The organism is Brachybacterium sp. 107, assembly GCF_052379725.1.
Classification (GTDB): Bacteria; Actinomycetota; Actinomycetes; order Actinomycetales; family Dermabacteraceae; genus Brachybacterium.
Genome location: NZ_JBQSYW010000011.1, coordinates 64,636 through 79,050, shown reverse-complemented (window position 1 = coordinate 79,050; position 14,415 = coordinate 64,636). Strand labels below are relative to the sequence as shown.

13 protein-coding genes are annotated in these 14,415 nt (G+C 71.6%); 7 read left to right on the top strand and 6 right to left on the bottom strand.

The features are described from left to right. Positions 1-3 precede the first annotated feature (3 nt). The gene (locus tag ACT3UL_RS12840) at positions 4-753 is read right to left on the bottom strand and encodes a GAP family protein (RefSeq protein WP_444578645.1); all 750 of its coding nucleotides are present in this window, start codon (positions 751-753) and stop codon (positions 4-6) included. 102 nt (positions 754-855) lie between these two features. Between ACT3UL_RS12840 and ACT3UL_RS12835 the strand changes: the two genes are divergently transcribed. The 5 genes from ACT3UL_RS12835 (at position 856) to ACT3UL_RS12815 (ending at position 6,547) form a co-directional block, all read left to right on the top strand. Beyond that, the gene (locus tag ACT3UL_RS12835; protein WP_444578644.1) at positions 856-2,229 is read left to right on the top strand and encodes a sensor histidine kinase; all 1,374 of its coding nucleotides are present in this window, start codon (positions 856-858) and stop codon (positions 2,227-2,229) included. Between the two features lie 122 nt (positions 2,230-2,351). Then, the gene (locus ACT3UL_RS12830; protein WP_444578693.1) at positions 2,352-3,062 is read left to right on the top strand and encodes a response regulator; all 711 of its coding nucleotides are present in this window, start codon (positions 2,352-2,354) and stop codon (positions 3,060-3,062) included. A gap of 494 nt (positions 3,063-3,556) precedes the next feature. Beyond that, entirely contained in the window at positions 3,557-5,125 is a 1,569-nt protein-coding gene (locus tag ACT3UL_RS12825; RefSeq protein WP_444578643.1) for an MDR family MFS transporter, read from the top strand. Positions 5,126-5,283: 158 nt separating this feature from the next. After that, positions 5,284-5,751, top strand: a complete 468-nt coding sequence (locus ACT3UL_RS12820; RefSeq protein ID WP_444578642.1) for an AAA family ATPase — start codon at positions 5,284-5,286, stop codon at positions 5,749-5,751. Positions 5,752-5,779: 28 nt separating this feature from the next. Next, entirely contained in the window at positions 5,780-6,547 is a 768-nt protein-coding gene (locus tag ACT3UL_RS12815; RefSeq protein ID WP_444578641.1) for an SDR family NAD(P)-dependent oxidoreductase, read from the top strand. Positions 6,548-6,649: 102 nt separating this feature from the next. Here ACT3UL_RS12815 and ACT3UL_RS12810 read toward each other — a convergent pair whose 3' ends face one another. The 3 genes from ACT3UL_RS12810 to ACT3UL_RS12800 form a co-directional block, all read right to left on the bottom strand. Continuing rightward, positions 6,650-7,642: an ArsA family ATPase gene (locus ACT3UL_RS12810; RefSeq protein WP_444578640.1), complete on the bottom strand. Its 993-nt coding sequence runs from the start codon at positions 7,640-7,642 to the stop codon at positions 6,650-6,652. Continuing rightward, positions 7,633-7,857, bottom strand: a complete 225-nt coding sequence (locus ACT3UL_RS12805; protein WP_444578692.1) for a cory-CC-star protein — start codon at positions 7,855-7,857, stop codon at positions 7,633-7,635. Before ACT3UL_RS12805 ends, ACT3UL_RS12810 begins: the two co-directional genes overlap by 10 nt. A gap of 116 nt (positions 7,858-7,973) precedes the next feature. Beyond that, the gene (locus ACT3UL_RS12800) at positions 7,974-9,686 is read right to left on the bottom strand and encodes a carbon starvation CstA family protein (protein WP_444578639.1); all 1,713 of its coding nucleotides are present in this window, start codon (positions 9,684-9,686) and stop codon (positions 7,974-7,976) included. A 261-nt stretch (positions 9,687-9,947) separates the two neighbouring features. On the opposite strand from ACT3UL_RS12800, the gene ACT3UL_RS12795 reads away from it, so the two are divergent. Continuing rightward, entirely contained in the window at positions 9,948-10,139 is a 192-nt protein-coding gene (locus tag ACT3UL_RS12795; protein WP_444578638.1) for a hypothetical protein, read from the top strand. Positions 10,140-10,297: 158 nt separating this feature from the next. Here the strand turns inward: ACT3UL_RS12795 and ACT3UL_RS12790 are convergent, their stop codons facing one another. Next, positions 10,298-11,821: a DUF1990 domain-containing protein gene (locus ACT3UL_RS12790; protein ID WP_444578637.1), complete on the bottom strand. Its 1,524-nt coding sequence runs from the start codon at positions 11,819-11,821 to the stop codon at positions 10,298-10,300. 365 nt (positions 11,822-12,186) lie between these two features. Beyond that, positions 12,187-12,828 (bottom strand): DUF5701 family protein, encoded by a 642-nt coding sequence (locus ACT3UL_RS12785; RefSeq protein ID WP_444578636.1) that lies wholly within the window; start codon positions 12,826-12,828, stop codon positions 12,187-12,189. 404 nt (positions 12,829-13,232) lie between these two features. On the opposite strand from ACT3UL_RS12785, the gene ACT3UL_RS12780 reads away from it, so the two are divergent. Then, complete coding sequence (locus ACT3UL_RS12780; protein ID WP_444578635.1) at positions 13,233-14,291, top strand: phosphotransferase family protein; 1,059 nt, start codon at positions 13,233-13,235, stop codon at positions 14,289-14,291. Positions 14,292-14,415: the final 124 nt, after the last annotated feature.

Below are 14,415 nucleotides of genomic sequence, written 5' to 3'. Positions count from 1 at the left end.
ATCTCAGGCGCCCTGACCGCCGGTCAGCAGGGACAGGGCAGGACCGATCGTGTTGAGCAGGAGGATCACGCCGATGATGCCCACCACCCAGGAGAAGGCGCTGGTCACGTTCTTCACCGCCCACTCGTGGACGCGGTCCAGGAGGGCATCGGCCCGCGCACCCAGAGCGGCGCGCACGCCGCACAGCACCGCCCCCGGCACGATCATCACTGCGCAGTAGCCCCCCAGCACGAGGGCTCCGCCGCCCAACCCGATCCCCAGGTCGGCGATGATCCCCATCGCCGCGAGGTACGGGATCATCGAGGCCGCCTCGATCACCCCGGCCAGCAGCGCCAGGGAGATCAGCAGGCCGGGCCGCCCGGAGGCCCGTCGGGCGCGATCGGTCCAGCGGCGGGCGGACGCCTCGGGGTCCCCGCCGCGCTTGCGCACCGACTTCGGGTCCAGACGGAAGGACCAGACCACCAGCAGCACCCCGGCCACGGCGAGCGCGAGCATCACCACCGGAGAGGCGAGGAGGTGCCCGAAGGAGTCGATCAGCGGCAGCAGCCCGGCCAGGAGCGCGATCCCCAGCAGGAGGTAGAAGACGCCGATCACCGCGAGGTAGAGCAGGGTGCGGCCGGCGATGCGCAGCGCCCCGCCCTGGCCCACCACGAGCAGGATCACAGGAATCACCAGCGTGCCCATCGAGGTGGAGTCCACGAGGGCGAGCAGGACCAGGCCCAGCGGGCCGACGGCGTCGGGGAGCGATTCCATGCCCTCCATCGTGACGACGGCATCCTCCGCGGTCCTCCTCCCAAGGTGCCGACTGTGCTCCCGGGGCAGGTGAGCTGGCCCCCGGCCGCGTAACCTCGGATCATGTCTGCAGACCCGTTCGGGACTCCCGAGCGCCCTCGGCTCACGCGCCACGACGCGCTCGCGGCGGGCGGCTACGCGGTGGTCGTCGTGCTGCTCGCGGCGACCGGAGCCAGCAACTCCGGGTTCGTCGGCGGCGCGCTGCGGTGGCCGACGTGGATCTCGGTGGTGATGCTGCTGATCGCCTGCGTCAGCCTGCTGTGGCGTCGCAGCCGACCCGTGATCCCGCTCGCCGTGGCCGGGCCCCTCGCGATCGCGGAGATCGTGGTCGGCGGCCAGGTCTCCGCCTACCTGCTGCTGTTCGAGGCGATCTTCGACCCGGTCCTGCACGGCAGCATCCGGCTGGCCCGCGTCACCACGATCCTCTCGATCGGCGCCGGGGCGATCGCCGTCCTCGCCGCGCTGCTGCTCGGCGCCCCCGGCCCCATCCTCCTGGTGGTGCTGCTGGTCGCCGCGCTCGTGCTGTCGACTCCGCTGCTGTGGGGCTGGGAGGTGCGCCGCCATCGCGACGCACGGCTGAGCGCGGAGTCCCTCGCCGATCTCGAGCACGAGCTCGCCTCCGCCCGCGCCGCCCAGGCCGTGGAGACCGAGCGCCTCACGATCGCCCACGACCTGCACGACGTGATCGCCGGCCATCTCAGCGCGGTCTCCCTCCACACCAACCTCGCCGCCTCCCTCGAACAGCCCGAGGCGCGGGACCGTTCTCTGGTCACCGCCAGGGAGTCGGCGCATGCGGCGCTGCGCGACCTGCGCTCGATGATCGGGGTGCTCTCCACCGCGGAGTCCGGCACCCAGCCCACGGTCACCCTGGACTGGCCCTCGCTGACCACGCGCCTGCGCGGACGCGATCCGCAGGCCCGCGTGGAGATCGACCCGGCCGTCACGGATCCTTCGCGCGTGGAGCCCTCCGTGCAGGCGGCCCTGCTGCGCATCGCAGCGGAGGCCTCGACGAACGCCGTGCGGCACGGGCTGGCACCGATCTCCCTCCGCATCGACGTCGGGGCCGACGAGGTCACGCTCGAGCTGCGGAACCGGCGCGCCGAGCGCTCCGTGCCCGGCACCGGTGTGGGTCGCGGTGCCCTCGCGTATCGGGCGACGGCCGTGGGCGGGAGCGCCACCTCCGGCCCTGGTCCCGATGCGGAGGCCGACGTCTGGCGGGTCCTCGCGCAGCTGCCCGTGCGGGCGCCCAGCGTGGTGGATGCGCCGGAGGACCGGCCGACGTCCGCGCACCGGGCCCCCTCGACGACACCGGCCCCACCGACGACCACCACGAGACCGACGGTTACGACGACACCGACGACAGAGACGACAGAGACGACTGCCGAGGAGGGCGATCCGCGCACCTCCTCCCACGCCGCCCAGGAGGCCACACCGTGACCGATGCGACCTCGCGCCCCGGACCGCCTGCGCCCGCGCAAGCACCCGCACCCGCACCCGCACCCGCACCCGCACCCGCACCCGCACCCGCACCCGCACCCGACGAATCGTCGACCCGCCCGATCCGCGTCCTGGTGGCCGACGACCACCCTGCGGTGCGTTCCGGCCTGGTCGCGCTGCTGGACTCCGCGGCGGACATCACCGTCATCGCCGAGGCGGCCGACGGGGAATCCGCCGTGGCCGCCGCCCGCGAGCACCGGCCCGACGTGGTCCTGACCGACGTGCGGATGCCCGGCGCGACCGGCATCGAGATCACCCCGCGACTGCGCGAGACCGGAGCGAACGTTCTGGTGATCTCCGGGTTCGACCTCGACGACTATGTGCTCGGGGCGCTCGCCGCCGGGGCCGACGGCTACCTCGTGAAGTCCGAGGATCCGCAGCGGATCCTCGCCGCGGTGCGCGACGTGCACCGCGGCGACGCCGTGCTCTCCGCCGCGGCGACCCGCGCCGTGGTCGGGGCGCTGCGCGAGCGGTCGGCGTCCGTCGGCCGGGAGAGTGACGAGCATCCGCAGCCGTCATCCGATCCGGTCCCGACGTCGGACCCCGCATCCGACAGTCGGCCGGCCCCGGGCGTACTTTCCGAGCCCACGTTCACTCGTCGGGAGGAAGACGTGCTGGCCCTGGTCGCGCAGGGGCTCTCCAACCAGCAGATCGCCTCGCGGCTCTTCGTCGAGATCACGACCGTCAAGTCCCATCTCTCGCACGCGCTCATGAAGCTGCAGTTGGACTCCCGCGTGCAGGCGGCGCTGTGGTGGCGCCAGCATCGCGGGTGACCGTTCCGGGAAGCCTCGTCCCCTTGGTCGTGCTTCCCATCTCGTCGTCGACCCGCTCGAAATTTTGTCCGTGCCCGTCCCGTCGTCGACCCGCGCTGCTCCGTCGTCGACCCGCTCGGGGGCGCTCCCCGCTCGAGCCTGCGCCACGTGTCGTTGAGGGCGCTCTCACCGACACATGGTGCAGGCTCGACGAAGATCCATCCCGAGTGCTGAACATTTCGGAGGGGTCTGGAAGCGGGCGCAGGATCGCCGACGGGGAGCGCGCAGGAATGTTGACGGGCGGCGGCCGGGAATGCCGGAGCGCGGTCCGGCGTTTGGGGATGCGTACAGCACATTCCTTACAGGGATACGTACGCACCTGAAAGACTCGTCCGGGTCGCGGGCACTGCCCGTCGGCCCCACCGGATGGTGACCTGATTGCTCCGCCCCGAAGCGCGCGCGGACGTGCAGGTTCCGGCCCTCCGGTCCCTCGATGCAGAAAGCATGCCACCCCTATGACCTCCACCCGTCCGCCCACGGGCGAGTTCCCTGCCGTCGATGCACCCGGCATCGTCTCCGGGGGCTCCGCCTCCGCCGACGCCGAGTACGCCACCCGCGACGGAGCCGACAACCCCGGCACCACCGTCAAGGACGGCCGCGCACCCACCACCTACAAGGTCGCCCCGATCATCGCGGTCCTGGTCGTCTCCGCGTTCGTGATGATCCTCAACGAGACCCTGCTGTCCGTCGCGTTGCCCACCCTGATGGCGGACCTGTCGATCACCGCGGTCACCGCCCAGTGGCTCTCCACGGGCTTCATGCTCACGATGGCCGTGGTCATCCCCACCACCGGCTTCCTCATGAAGCGGCTGTCGGTGCGCGCCGTGTTCATCACCGCGATGCTGCTGTTCCTGGTGGGCACCGTGATCGCGATGCTCGCTCCCACCTTCCCGGTGCTGCTGGGCGCCCGGGTGGTCCAGGCGGCAGGCACCGCGATGGTGCTGCCGCTGCTGATGACCACCATCCTCGCGCTGGTGCCGATCAAGTCCCGCGGACTGGTGATGGGACTGGTGGGCGTGGTGATCTCCGCCGCGCCGGCGCTGGGCCCGTCGATCTCCGGGTTCATCCTGGAGCACGGCACCTGGCACTACCTCTTCCTCATCATGTTGCCGATCATCGTGATCGCCCTGACCATCGGGCTGATCTTCATGCGCAACTACACCGAGCCGGAGAAGGTGCGTCTCGACGCGGTCTCCGTGGTGCTCTCCGCGATCGGCTTCGGCGGTGTCATCTACGCGCTGGCCTCGATCAGCCAGATCGTCTCGGGCACCAGCCGGCTGGTGCCGCTGCTGGTGGCCGGGATCGGGGTGCTCGCCCTGGCGGTCTTCACCCTCCGCCAGGTGCGGATGCTCGCCCGCGGCGACGAGCCGCTGCTGGACCTGCGACCGCTGAAGGTGCGCACCTTCACCGTCTCGGTGCTGGTGATCCTGATCGGTTTCGCGACCATGCTCGGCACCGTGGTCGCACTCCCGCTGTACATGACCGGGGCGCTCGAGATGAGCACTCTCGAGATCGGTCTGACGATGCTCCCCGGGGCAGCGGCCTCGGGCCTGCTCGGTCCGTTCGTCGGCGCGCTGTACGACCGGGTGGGCCCGCGTCCGATCGTGGTGCCCGGCATCGCGCTGATGGCGCTGGTGAGCTGGCTCGAGGTGTTCCTGCTCGATGGGGACGCCACCCAGGGACTGATCATCGCGCTGAACATCCCGCTGGGCATCGGCATGGCGATGGTGATGACCCCGCTGCTGACGCTGTCCCTCGGGGCGCTGCCGCGGTCGCTCTACGGACACGGCTCGGCGATCCTCAACACTCTCCAGCAGCTCGCCGGTGCGCTCGGCACGGCGGTGTTCATCGCCCTGCTGACGCTCGGTTCGGTCCTCGCAGTCGAGTCCGGCGCCTCGGCGCAGGATGCTCAGGCCAGCGGTGCGAGCTGGGCGTTCGTCTTCGGTGGCGTGATCACGACGGCCGCGATCGTGCTGGCCATGACGCTGCGGTCGAATCCGGCGGAGGTCGAGCAAGCCGCCTGAGCTGCTGCGTCCCCGGCGCGCTTAACCTGGCGCATACGGCCGGCCCTTCGAACTTTCGGCCCCCAGCGTGACCTCTCCGCCTCCACGGCGTCGGGGCAACGCTGGGGGCCGAATGTCTTGACGCGACCGCTGAGCCGGTTCTGCCCTACGCTGGCGCGATGAGCAGGGTGATCTTCATGTGCGGCCCGGCAGGCTCGGGGAAGTCGACCATCGCGCGCCGCTACGAGGCTGACGGGATGGTGCGGCTGTCCGTGGACACCGAGGCCTGGGCCCGAGGCCATCGCACGATGCCGCTGCCGGAGGCCGCGGGCGCCGGGATCATGGCCGAGCTCGAGCAGCACCTGCTCACGTGCGTGCGCGAGCGGAAGGACGTGGTGCTGGACCTGTCGTTCTGGTCGCGGGAGATGCGGGATCACTGGCGGGCGCTGCTCCTCCCGTCGGGCATCACCCCGGAGATCGTGCAGGTCCTCGCGTCCCGGGAGACGGCGCTCGCACGGGTCGACGCGCGGGCCGCGGAGCACGGCGACGACTTCCAGCTGCCGCGCGCTCTCGCGGAGATCTACTTCGACCACTTCGAGCCGCCGACGGACGACGAAGGCCCCGTCACCGTGATCCGCACCGACTGAGCGGGCACGGGGTCGCTACGCTTCGGCGATGAGCTCCTCCCCCACCCTCGAGTCCCTGTTCGGCCTGCGCGGACGCACGGCCCTGGTCACCGGGGGCAGCTCCGGGATCGGCCGTGGGATCGCCGGCGTCCTGGCCGGCGCCGGGGCGCGGGTGCTGATCGCGGCCCGCACGCAGAGCGCGATCGACCAGGCCGTCGCGGAGATCCGGGCCGACGGCGGCACCGCCGAGGGCCTCCGCGCCGATCTCTCCACGCGGACCGGCGCCCATACCCTGGCCGACGCCGCCGGCGAGGTGGACGTGCTGGTGAGCTGCGCGGGCATCAACCTGCGCCCGCCGATGCCGGAGCTGGACGAGCCGACGTGGGACGCGACCATGGCGGTGAACCTCGACGCACCGTTCGTGCTCGGCCAGCGCCTCGCCCCCGGGATGGCGGAGCGCGGCTACGGGCGCCTGATCCACATCAGCTCGCAGCAGGCCCACCGGCCCTTCGCGGACAGCGGCGCCTACGGGGTGTCCAAGGCCGCGGTGGAGGGACTCGCCCGGGTGCAGGCCGAGGCCTGGTCGTCGCAGGGGGTCACTGCGAACGTGCTGATCCCGGGCTTCGTGCGCACGCCCCTGAACCGCGAGACGATCTCCGATCCGGCAGTCATCGACGCCCTCGCAGCTCGGACCGTCGTCGGCCGGAACGGACTGCCCGAGGATTTCGCCGCCGCCGCGGTGTTCCTCGCCGGCCCGGGCTCGGCCTATGTCACCGGGCGGTCGATCGCCGTGGACGGCGGCTTCTCGGTGCACTAGCGGATTGCTCGGCGTCGGCGTCGGCGTCGGCGTCGGCGTCGGCGTCTGCGTCGGCGTCGGCGTCGGCGTCTGCGTCGGCGTCGTGGGGAGCGCGCAGAGCACTCAGAGCAGCGCAGCGAAGCGCTCCAGGGCGGCCGGGCCGACGACGTCCTCCTCCCCCAGCGGCACCTCCTGCAGCGGCACGCGGGGCAGGGCGGCGCGGAGGGTCGCGAGGTGCTCGTCCTCGACGGCATGGCGTCGGGCCAGGAAGTCGCCGCGATCGGCCGGGGAGCGCTTGTTGACGACCAGGGCGCCGATGTCGACACCGGTGCGGGTGAGCTCCGCGTGCAGCTCGATGGTCTCCAGCACCGGCAGGCGCTCGGCGGCCAGGACGATCGCGAAGGACGAGAGCGCGGAGTCCACGAGCACCTCGCGCAGCCCGGCGAGGCGGTCCCGTCGGCGCAGCAGGATGGAGCGGATCTCGTCGTCGCGCTCCTCGATCGGGTCCCGCGGGGCGGTCGACCCGAGCACGGTCTTCCCGCGGTCGCCGTCGAGCCCGCGCATCGCGGCGCCGAGCTTCGCGGACTTCTCGCGGCGGTTCAGCAGGCCGTCGGTCCAGGCGGTCATCACCTCGGGAAGCGCCATCAGACGCGCCGTGTGCCCGGAGGGGGCGGTGTCGAAGACGACCAGGTCGTAGTCCGTAAGTCCGGTCTCGACCAGCTCCGTCATCCGCTCGAGCACCGCGGCCTCGTGGGTGCCCGGGGAGCGGCGGGAGAGGTCCATGTGCTTGTCGACCTCGCCGGCGAGGGTGTCCGGCATGAGGCGCTTCAGGGTGTGGGCGACGTCCTTCAGGTGGCGGTCGGTGGTGGCGTCGGGGTCGATCTCCAGGCCTTTCAACCGGCCGTCTGCGCCGTCCCCGAGCGGGGTGGCGCGGTCCCCGATCCGCTGGCCCCAGAGGTGGCCGAGGTTGTGGGCGGGGTCGGTGGAGACCACGAGGGCGCGTCGGCCCTTCCGCGCGGCGGCGAGGGCGACGGCGGACGCGACGGTGGTCTTCCCGACGCCTCCCTTCCCGCCCAGGAACAGCACGCGGCGCTCAGCGGCGAGGGTCAGCAGCATCGGTAGTTCTCCAACGGTGAGCGCTCCATGCCCACGCGGCGATGCCAGTCGTGGAAGCTGTCGTAGAGCACGGGCAGCAGCTCGGCGGTGTAGTACGCGGCGGGGTTCGGCACGCCCAGCATCTCGCTCATCACGAGCATCCGGAACAGGTCGTCCTCGTCGCGTCGGGCCCGGGCGAAGGTGCGCCGGTAGGGGGCGACGTAGAACTCGTGCAGTCCGTCGCTGAACGCCCGCCAGCGCTGGGCGAGCGAGGGCCGCGCGGAGGCGGGGGCCGCCCCGTCGGCGGGCCGTTCCGGGGACCCGCCGACGGGAGCTGGGGTGGACGCGCGGGTCACTCGCCGGAGCCGCCCTCGGCGCCGACGGACTCCCGCTCGTCCTCGTCATCGAGCTCGGGCTCGTCCTTCCGGGCCCGGTTCAGCGCGACCGCGGATTCGACGATCACCCACACCGCCGCGATCAGGATGATCACGTCCAGCGCCAGCAGCAGCCAGTTCCCGGCGGCGAAGAACTCGCCGAGCTGGATGATCAGCGCGTACACGCTGATGAACAGCACGAACACCAGCGGGATCATGATCGGCAGCACAGGGCGGCGCTTGCGCATCAGCATCACCGCCAGGATCGCGAGCGTGAGCCCGGCCATGATCTGGTTGGTGGTGCCGAACAGCGGCCAGATGAGCATGCCGCCGGACCCGTCGGCCCCGGCGCTGAAGGTGAGCCCCAAGCACACCACCAGCACGATCGCGGTGGCGACCGCGGTGCCGAGCTTCACGCCGACGACCTGCCCGATCTCCTGGACCACGAACCGCTGCAGGCGCACCCCGGTATCCATCGTGGTGGCCGCGAACAGCACCGCCATGGTCGCCAGGATCGTCGCCGAGAGCGAGGTGGGAATGCCCAGGCCCTGGTTGAGGATCGAGCCTCCGCCGTTGACGAAGGCGGTGACCCCGCCCTCGTTGAACGCCGAGTAGACCTCTTCCCAGTCCGCGATGGTGCGGAAGCCGGCGGTGGTGGCGATGATCGCGCCGAGCGCCAGCAGGCCCTCGCCGACCGCGCCGAAGTAGCCCACGAAACGGGCGTCGGTCTCCTTGTCCAGCTGCTTCGAGGAGGTGCCGGAGGAGACGATGCCGTGGAAGCCGGAGATCGCGCCGCAGGCGATGGTCACGAACAGCAGCGGCATGATGCCGGGGGTCCCCTCGGGGACGTTCGCGTTGAACGCGGGGGCGACCACCTCGGGGCGGAAGATCAGCACCGAGCCGTAGAGCAGGCCGAGCGCGATGAACAGCTGCAGACCGTTGATGTAGTCGCGCGGCTGCAGCAGCACCCACACCGGCAGCACGGAGGCGATCGCGGCGTAGACGAACAGCACCACGATCCAGAACGCCTCGGCGGACAGGCCCAGCACTGTCTCCGGCAGCACGACGGGAACCGCATCGCCCAGCAGGATCAGCGCGTACAGCGCCACCACACCCACGACGGAGACGATCGGCAGGTTCCACTTCAACCGGTAGATCGCCTGACCGATCAGCACCGCGACCACGAGCGCGCCCCAGGTGGGGATCACGGCGGTGGGGGTGGAGACCAGGAGCCCTGCGATCACCACGGCGAAGGCCGCGTTCACCATGAGCAGCAGCAGGAAGATGACCACCAGGAACAAGCGGCTGCCGCGGGCGCCGATGTAGCGGGCGGAGAGGGTGCCGATGGACTGGCCGCGGTTGCGCACCGAGGCCCAGAGCGCGCCGAGGTCGTGCATGCCGGCGAAGAAGACGGTGCCGAGGGTGACCCAGAGGAAGGCGGGCAGCCAGCCCCAGATCACCGCGACGGCGGGGCCGACGATCGGGGCCGCGCCGGCGACCGAGGTGAAGTGATGCCCCCACAGGATGAACTTGTTGGTGGGGACGAAGTCGACCCCGTCCTCCAGCTCATGGGAGGGGGTGCGGAAGGAGGCGCGGAGCTTGAACACGCGCCCGCCGAGGTAGCGGGAGTAGAGCAGGTAGCCGGCGACCATCATGGCGATGCCGACCACAGCGAGGATCAGGGAGTTCACGGGGCTCTCCTGTCGGGGGCGGGGAAGGGCCGCGGCGACAGGGGCGCACAGGCGGCCGACGGGCAGGGCCGCCGACCACTCGTCACGTCGTCATCGCACGCGATACCGGTCACCGTAACCGACGTGCGCGCCGTCGTGGGTGAGATGGCCTTCGTCGGGAGAAGGTGGCCCGCGATTCTTCGGGGACTGAGGACCGCAATTCCTCTGGGACGGGGCCCGCGATGTACGGTGCTGGCCGACACAGGCGAAGGAGGTGGGTCGATGACGGACAGGGCGAAGTACCTGACGCTCGTCCTCGCGCTCAATGTCGTGGCGGTGACGGTCATCGTCGCAGTGGTCGCAGCGATCTTCCAGCGTGACGTCCTGGAGATCACGGTGGATCTCGCGCCGGCGATCGTCGTCTACCTGATCGTCATGATCATCCACGGGATGCGGCACGACCTGGACTCCTGAGAGACAGAGCCGTTGAGCAGCGCCACGGCGTGCAGGCCCGAGGCACGCGAGTGCGCGCTCCCCGGACTCCTGCACTCGTCGGGTGCTCCCCGGACTCCTGCACTCGTCGGATGCTCTCCGCCCACCCCGTACTGCCTGGCATGTCGTTATCCAGGGGGCTATTCGACGCGTCGGGCCATATCGAATACCGGGGCAGCGCGGGTGGACAGGGCGCGGAGGTAGCGGCGGGTGACGACCTCCTGGACGAGTCGGGAGACCGGCCGGCCCAGCCGGGCGTACCAGGTGGCTGGCTTCGAGACCGCGTCGAGATGGAAGCGCACGACGTCGGTGCCAGCGCCAGTGCCAGTGCCGGTGCCAGCGCCAGCGCCAGCGCGGGTCACGGTGAACTGCTCGATCCCGGATTCGGGGTGCCCGGGCAGGGTGCCGTAGGCGAAGCCGGCACGGTCCGGCTCATCGATCACCCACAGCACGCGGCAGGGGGCGAGGATCGAGAGCGGCCCGATGCCCAGGCGCAGGTGCACCTGCGCTCCGGGCTCGGCCTGACCGTGCGAGGCAGAGACCTGCAGTCCTGCCCGCCGATGCACCACCCAGCCGCGCACGGCAGAGCTGGCCGTCTCGAAATCCATGGCAGTCACCAGAGCGCTGCGGTGCATCAGGTTGTACCCGGCGGGCGGGTTCTCCAGCGCATCGAGCGGAGCGGTGATCGCCACGTCCGGATCCACCGCCGTGGCATACCTCGTCGGCGGCGCGGAGCGTCCCGTCCGCAGCCGGTGGATCCGCCCCTCGAGGGGAGCCGGCAGCACGGCGAGCGCGGCGTCGAGCAGGCGCGTCGGCCACGGGTCGCGCAGCATCTCGTCCTGCCACGCCGACTCGATCGGGCTGAGCGGCTCGATCGGCGGGCACAGCGGCCGGGGCGCCCAGCCGTCGGCCCACGGACCGGCGGTGAGCCGCAGGGTGGTGGCGGGATCGTCGGCGCCGCTGCCGCTCTCGGCGCCGAAGGAGGTGCGTGCGCTCGCGCCATCCGGCGATCTCACCACCTCGCTCGAGCCGTCGACGATCGACAGGATCGCCTGGTCGAGCACTTCGAGCAGGTCGCGGGAGCCGGAGTCGCAGGCGTCACACAGGCAGTCCGGCTCCAGGACCGCGACAGCGGGTTCCCCGAAGCCGACGACGAGGTCCGGGACCACGGCGTCGGCGGCGGCGAGATCGGTGCTGCCGGTGGCATCGTCCGGGGCGGTGCGGACGAGCACGATCGGCTGCGTTCCGGGCCGACGGGGGCGCAGCACAGTCGTGCGATAGCGGTCCACGCGCGGGTCGACGGCCCAGCTGACCTGCGCACCGTCCTCGATCTCGACCGCGTCGGCCCAGCCGCGCGCGGTGAGCACCTGGGTCCAGGCCTCGGCACGGGTCCACAGGATCCGATACTTGCCGGGGTCCGAGCTGCGGCTGTACTCCTCGTCGCGGCTGTCGCGTCGCTCGCCGAGTGCTGTGGGGTCGTGGTGCGGGTCCTCCCAGCCGGGGGTGTCGGCGCCGGTCTGCGCAAAGGCGGCCTCGACGTCCGTCAGCAGCGCGAGGAGGTCGGCGGAGAACGGCGGATTCTCGACGGAGAGGCCGTCCTCGGCGGCGCGCGACACGATCGCCTCGTGCTCCTCCCACCAGGTCGGGGCATAGGGGAAGGTCATGAGGCGAAGATACCGGCAGGCGCGCTCTGATCTCCATGTCTTTGTCGAGGTCACGCCCTGTTGCGTCGAGGCCGGGCCGTGCTCGCAGCCTGCGACGCCCACCGCTGACCAGACAGCGAGCCGTATTCGGCAGGCCGCAATCCGTGCTGGTCAGTCAGCGACCCGAGCTTGCCAGTCAGCGACCCGAGCACATCAAGCAGCAACCCGAGCCCATCAGCCGGCGACCCGAGCTCGTCGCGTTCGAGCCTGCATCCTGTGTCGGTGAGAGAGCGCTCACCGACACAGAATGCAGGCTCGACGGATGGTCCCCTCCTCGTGGGGCCGGTGCTCGTGGGGCTGGTTCTCGTGGGGCTGGCGACCCGGGGTCAGACGGCCGTTCGCCCGGTGGCCGAGGCGAAGCCGAGCCAGGTGTGGCGGTTGCCCCACCAGCACCAGCCGAGCTTCGGGGCGTCCTTGCGGTCCTTGCCGTCGCGTCCGGTCCCGTTGCTGATCCACAGGGCCGGCGTGCGGGAGTCGAGCTTCCCGGTGGGCTTCGTGAGGCGGGAGCCGATCGTCATGAAGCAGTGGCCCCGCTCGAGGATCTCGCCCTGCTGGAGCGCCCAGTGGATGCCCTCGCTGAGCAGCAGCGGAGTGCGATCGCGGCCGATGATCGCCGGCAGCGCCTCCTCGGCGGACCAGTTCTCGTACTCGTCCCCGCGCTCCAGGTTCTCGACGAGGTAGAGCGCCTCGCCGCCCAGCTCGATGCCGGTCGGAGCGAACTGGTCCACGTCGGTCATGTCCTCGACCACGAAGCCGGGCTTCTCCCCGCGCCGCAGCAGCGGGGTGAGGGCCGACGGAGGCGCGAGCGCCGGGTCGATCGCCAGCAGCGCATCGGTGCGATCGCTCCCCCACTGCTCGACGGCGCTGCGCAGTGCCTGCTCCGGACGTCCGGCCAGGGTGTGCACCTCGAGGGCGATGAGCCTCTCGGCCTGCTCGGCGAGGGTGGGGAGAACGGTCTCAGGGGGCATGGAGGTCTCCTTCGAGGCGGGGCGCGTGGCGACGGCTGGCGGTGCGGCGCCCAGTGGTGCGACGGCTGGCGGTGCGGCGCCCAGTGGTGCGACGGCTGGCGGTGCGGCGCCCAGTGGTGCGACGGGTGGTGTCGCGGCGGCTGGCGGTGCGACGGCTGGCAGTGCGGCGGCCGGTGGTGCGATGGGTGGTGTTGCGGCGGCGGGCGCGGACGCCGCGACCAGGGGCACTGTTCCCGAGGGCAGGACGGCAGAGGGATGCGAGATGGGCTCTCCTGAGGTGGGGTCGTGAGGATGCAGCTCCGCACGGATCAGGACTCAACGCCGCCGGCCGGCGACCTATTCCCCGGACCTCCGCCTCCGGAAATCCGTTGAGGTGGCCCCGCCCGTCTGGCAGGGTCGGCCCCATGCCCCCACCCGAGGATCACGCTGAGGATCATGCCGAGGACCACGCCGAGGACCACGACCCTGACCAGGCCACCGATCCGTCACGGCTCCCGGCGCTCGATCCTGCCCTGCGCTCCTGGCTCGCCCCGATGGTCGGCGACGTCGCGATGGTGCGTTCACTGGTCGGCGGGATCACCGGGCAGATGCTGCAGCTGCGCCGGGCCGACGGCGGGGCCGACATCGTGGTGCGGCGCTGGCCCGCCGAGCGAGACCATGCGCGGGCGGAGGCCCCCTCCGGTGACAGCCACTGGCAGCAGGGCATGGTCCGCCGCGAAGCCGTCGGGCTGGAGACCCTGCGAGGGACCGGGCTGCCGGTGCCCGCGCTGATCGCCGCGGACCCCGATGGCTCCGCGTCCGGCCGTCCGACGACGGTGACGACGTTCCTTCCCGGCCGGGTGGAGCTCTCCCCGCCGGACCTGCGCTCCTGGGTGCGGGGCCTCGCCGAGATGCTGGTGCGGATCCATGCGGTGCCGCCGCCGCAGCTGGCCGCCTGCGAGCTCTGGGCCTCGAGCGATCTGCGCTGGCTCGAAGGGAATCTCGACAGCTCGAGCGTCCCAATCGGACCCGACTCTCCGGAACTATGGCTCGGCACCCTCGATCATGGGCTCGCCCGCGAGGCTCAGGAGCTCGCGGCCCGCCCGGCCGATCCTGCGCGCGCCGTGCTCAGTCACGGCGACTACCAGCACTTCAACGTGCTGTGGCAGGGCGGGAGCATCTCGGCGGTGGTGGACTGGCCGACCGTCGGCCTCGCCGACCGCGGCCTGGACGTGGGGCACTGCCGCCTGAATCTCGCCGTGCTGTTCACCTCCGACGCCGCGATGTGGTTCTTCGAGGACTACGAGCAGCTCGCCGGGACGCGGATCGATCCGGCCGCTGACCTCCAGCGTCTGCTGAACTTCGGACCGAACTGGCCGGAGTTCATCCCGCTCCAGGTGGCCGGGCGTGCCCCGGTCGACGGGCCCGGGATGGCCGGGCGGGTGAGAGAGACGATCCAGCGCACGCTCCACCGGGCCGGCTGACGTCGCCGCAGTCTCCGCCCCGGAGCACCTCGTGCACGCCCCGGAGCACCTCGTGCACGCCCCGGGCCACCTGGTGCACGTCCGGGGTACACGACCCGAGCCCCGTCGGACAGCCCGCCTCGGG

What these genes read in the sequence shown, in the direction of transcription:
- ACT3UL_RS12840 (WP_444578645.1), bottom strand. Translation starts at nt 753, where the DNA reads ATGGAATCGCTCCCCGACGCCGTCGGCCCGCTGGGCCTGGTCCTGCTC.
- ACT3UL_RS12835 (WP_444578644.1), top strand. Translation starts at nt 856, where the DNA reads ATGTCTGCAGACCCGTTCGGGACTCCCGAGCGCCCTCGGCTCACGCGC.
- ACT3UL_RS12825 (WP_444578643.1), top strand. Translation starts at nt 3,557, where the DNA reads ATGACCTCCACCCGTCCGCCCACGGGCGAGTTCCCTGCCGTCGATGCA.
- ACT3UL_RS12820 (WP_444578642.1), top strand. Translation starts at nt 5,284, where the DNA reads ATGAGCAGGGTGATCTTCATGTGCGGCCCGGCAGGCTCGGGGAAGTCG.
- ACT3UL_RS12815 (WP_444578641.1), top strand. Translation starts at nt 5,780, where the DNA reads ATGAGCTCCTCCCCCACCCTCGAGTCCCTGTTCGGCCTGCGCGGACGC.
- ACT3UL_RS12810 (WP_444578640.1), bottom strand. Translation starts at nt 7,642, where the DNA reads ATGCTGCTGACCCTCGCCGCTGAGCGCCGCGTGCTGTTCCTGGGCGGG.
- ACT3UL_RS12795 (WP_444578638.1), top strand. Translation starts at nt 9,948, where the DNA reads ATGACGGACAGGGCGAAGTACCTGACGCTCGTCCTCGCGCTCAATGTC.
- ACT3UL_RS12790 (WP_444578637.1), bottom strand. Translation starts at nt 11,821, where the DNA reads ATGACCTTCCCCTATGCCCCGACCTGGTGGGAGGAGCACGAGGCGATC.
- ACT3UL_RS12785 (WP_444578636.1), bottom strand. Translation starts at nt 12,828, where the DNA reads ATGCCCCCTGAGACCGTTCTCCCCACCCTCGCCGAGCAGGCCGAGAGG.
- ACT3UL_RS12780 (WP_444578635.1), top strand. Translation starts at nt 13,233, where the DNA reads ATGCCCCCACCCGAGGATCACGCTGAGGATCATGCCGAGGACCACGCC.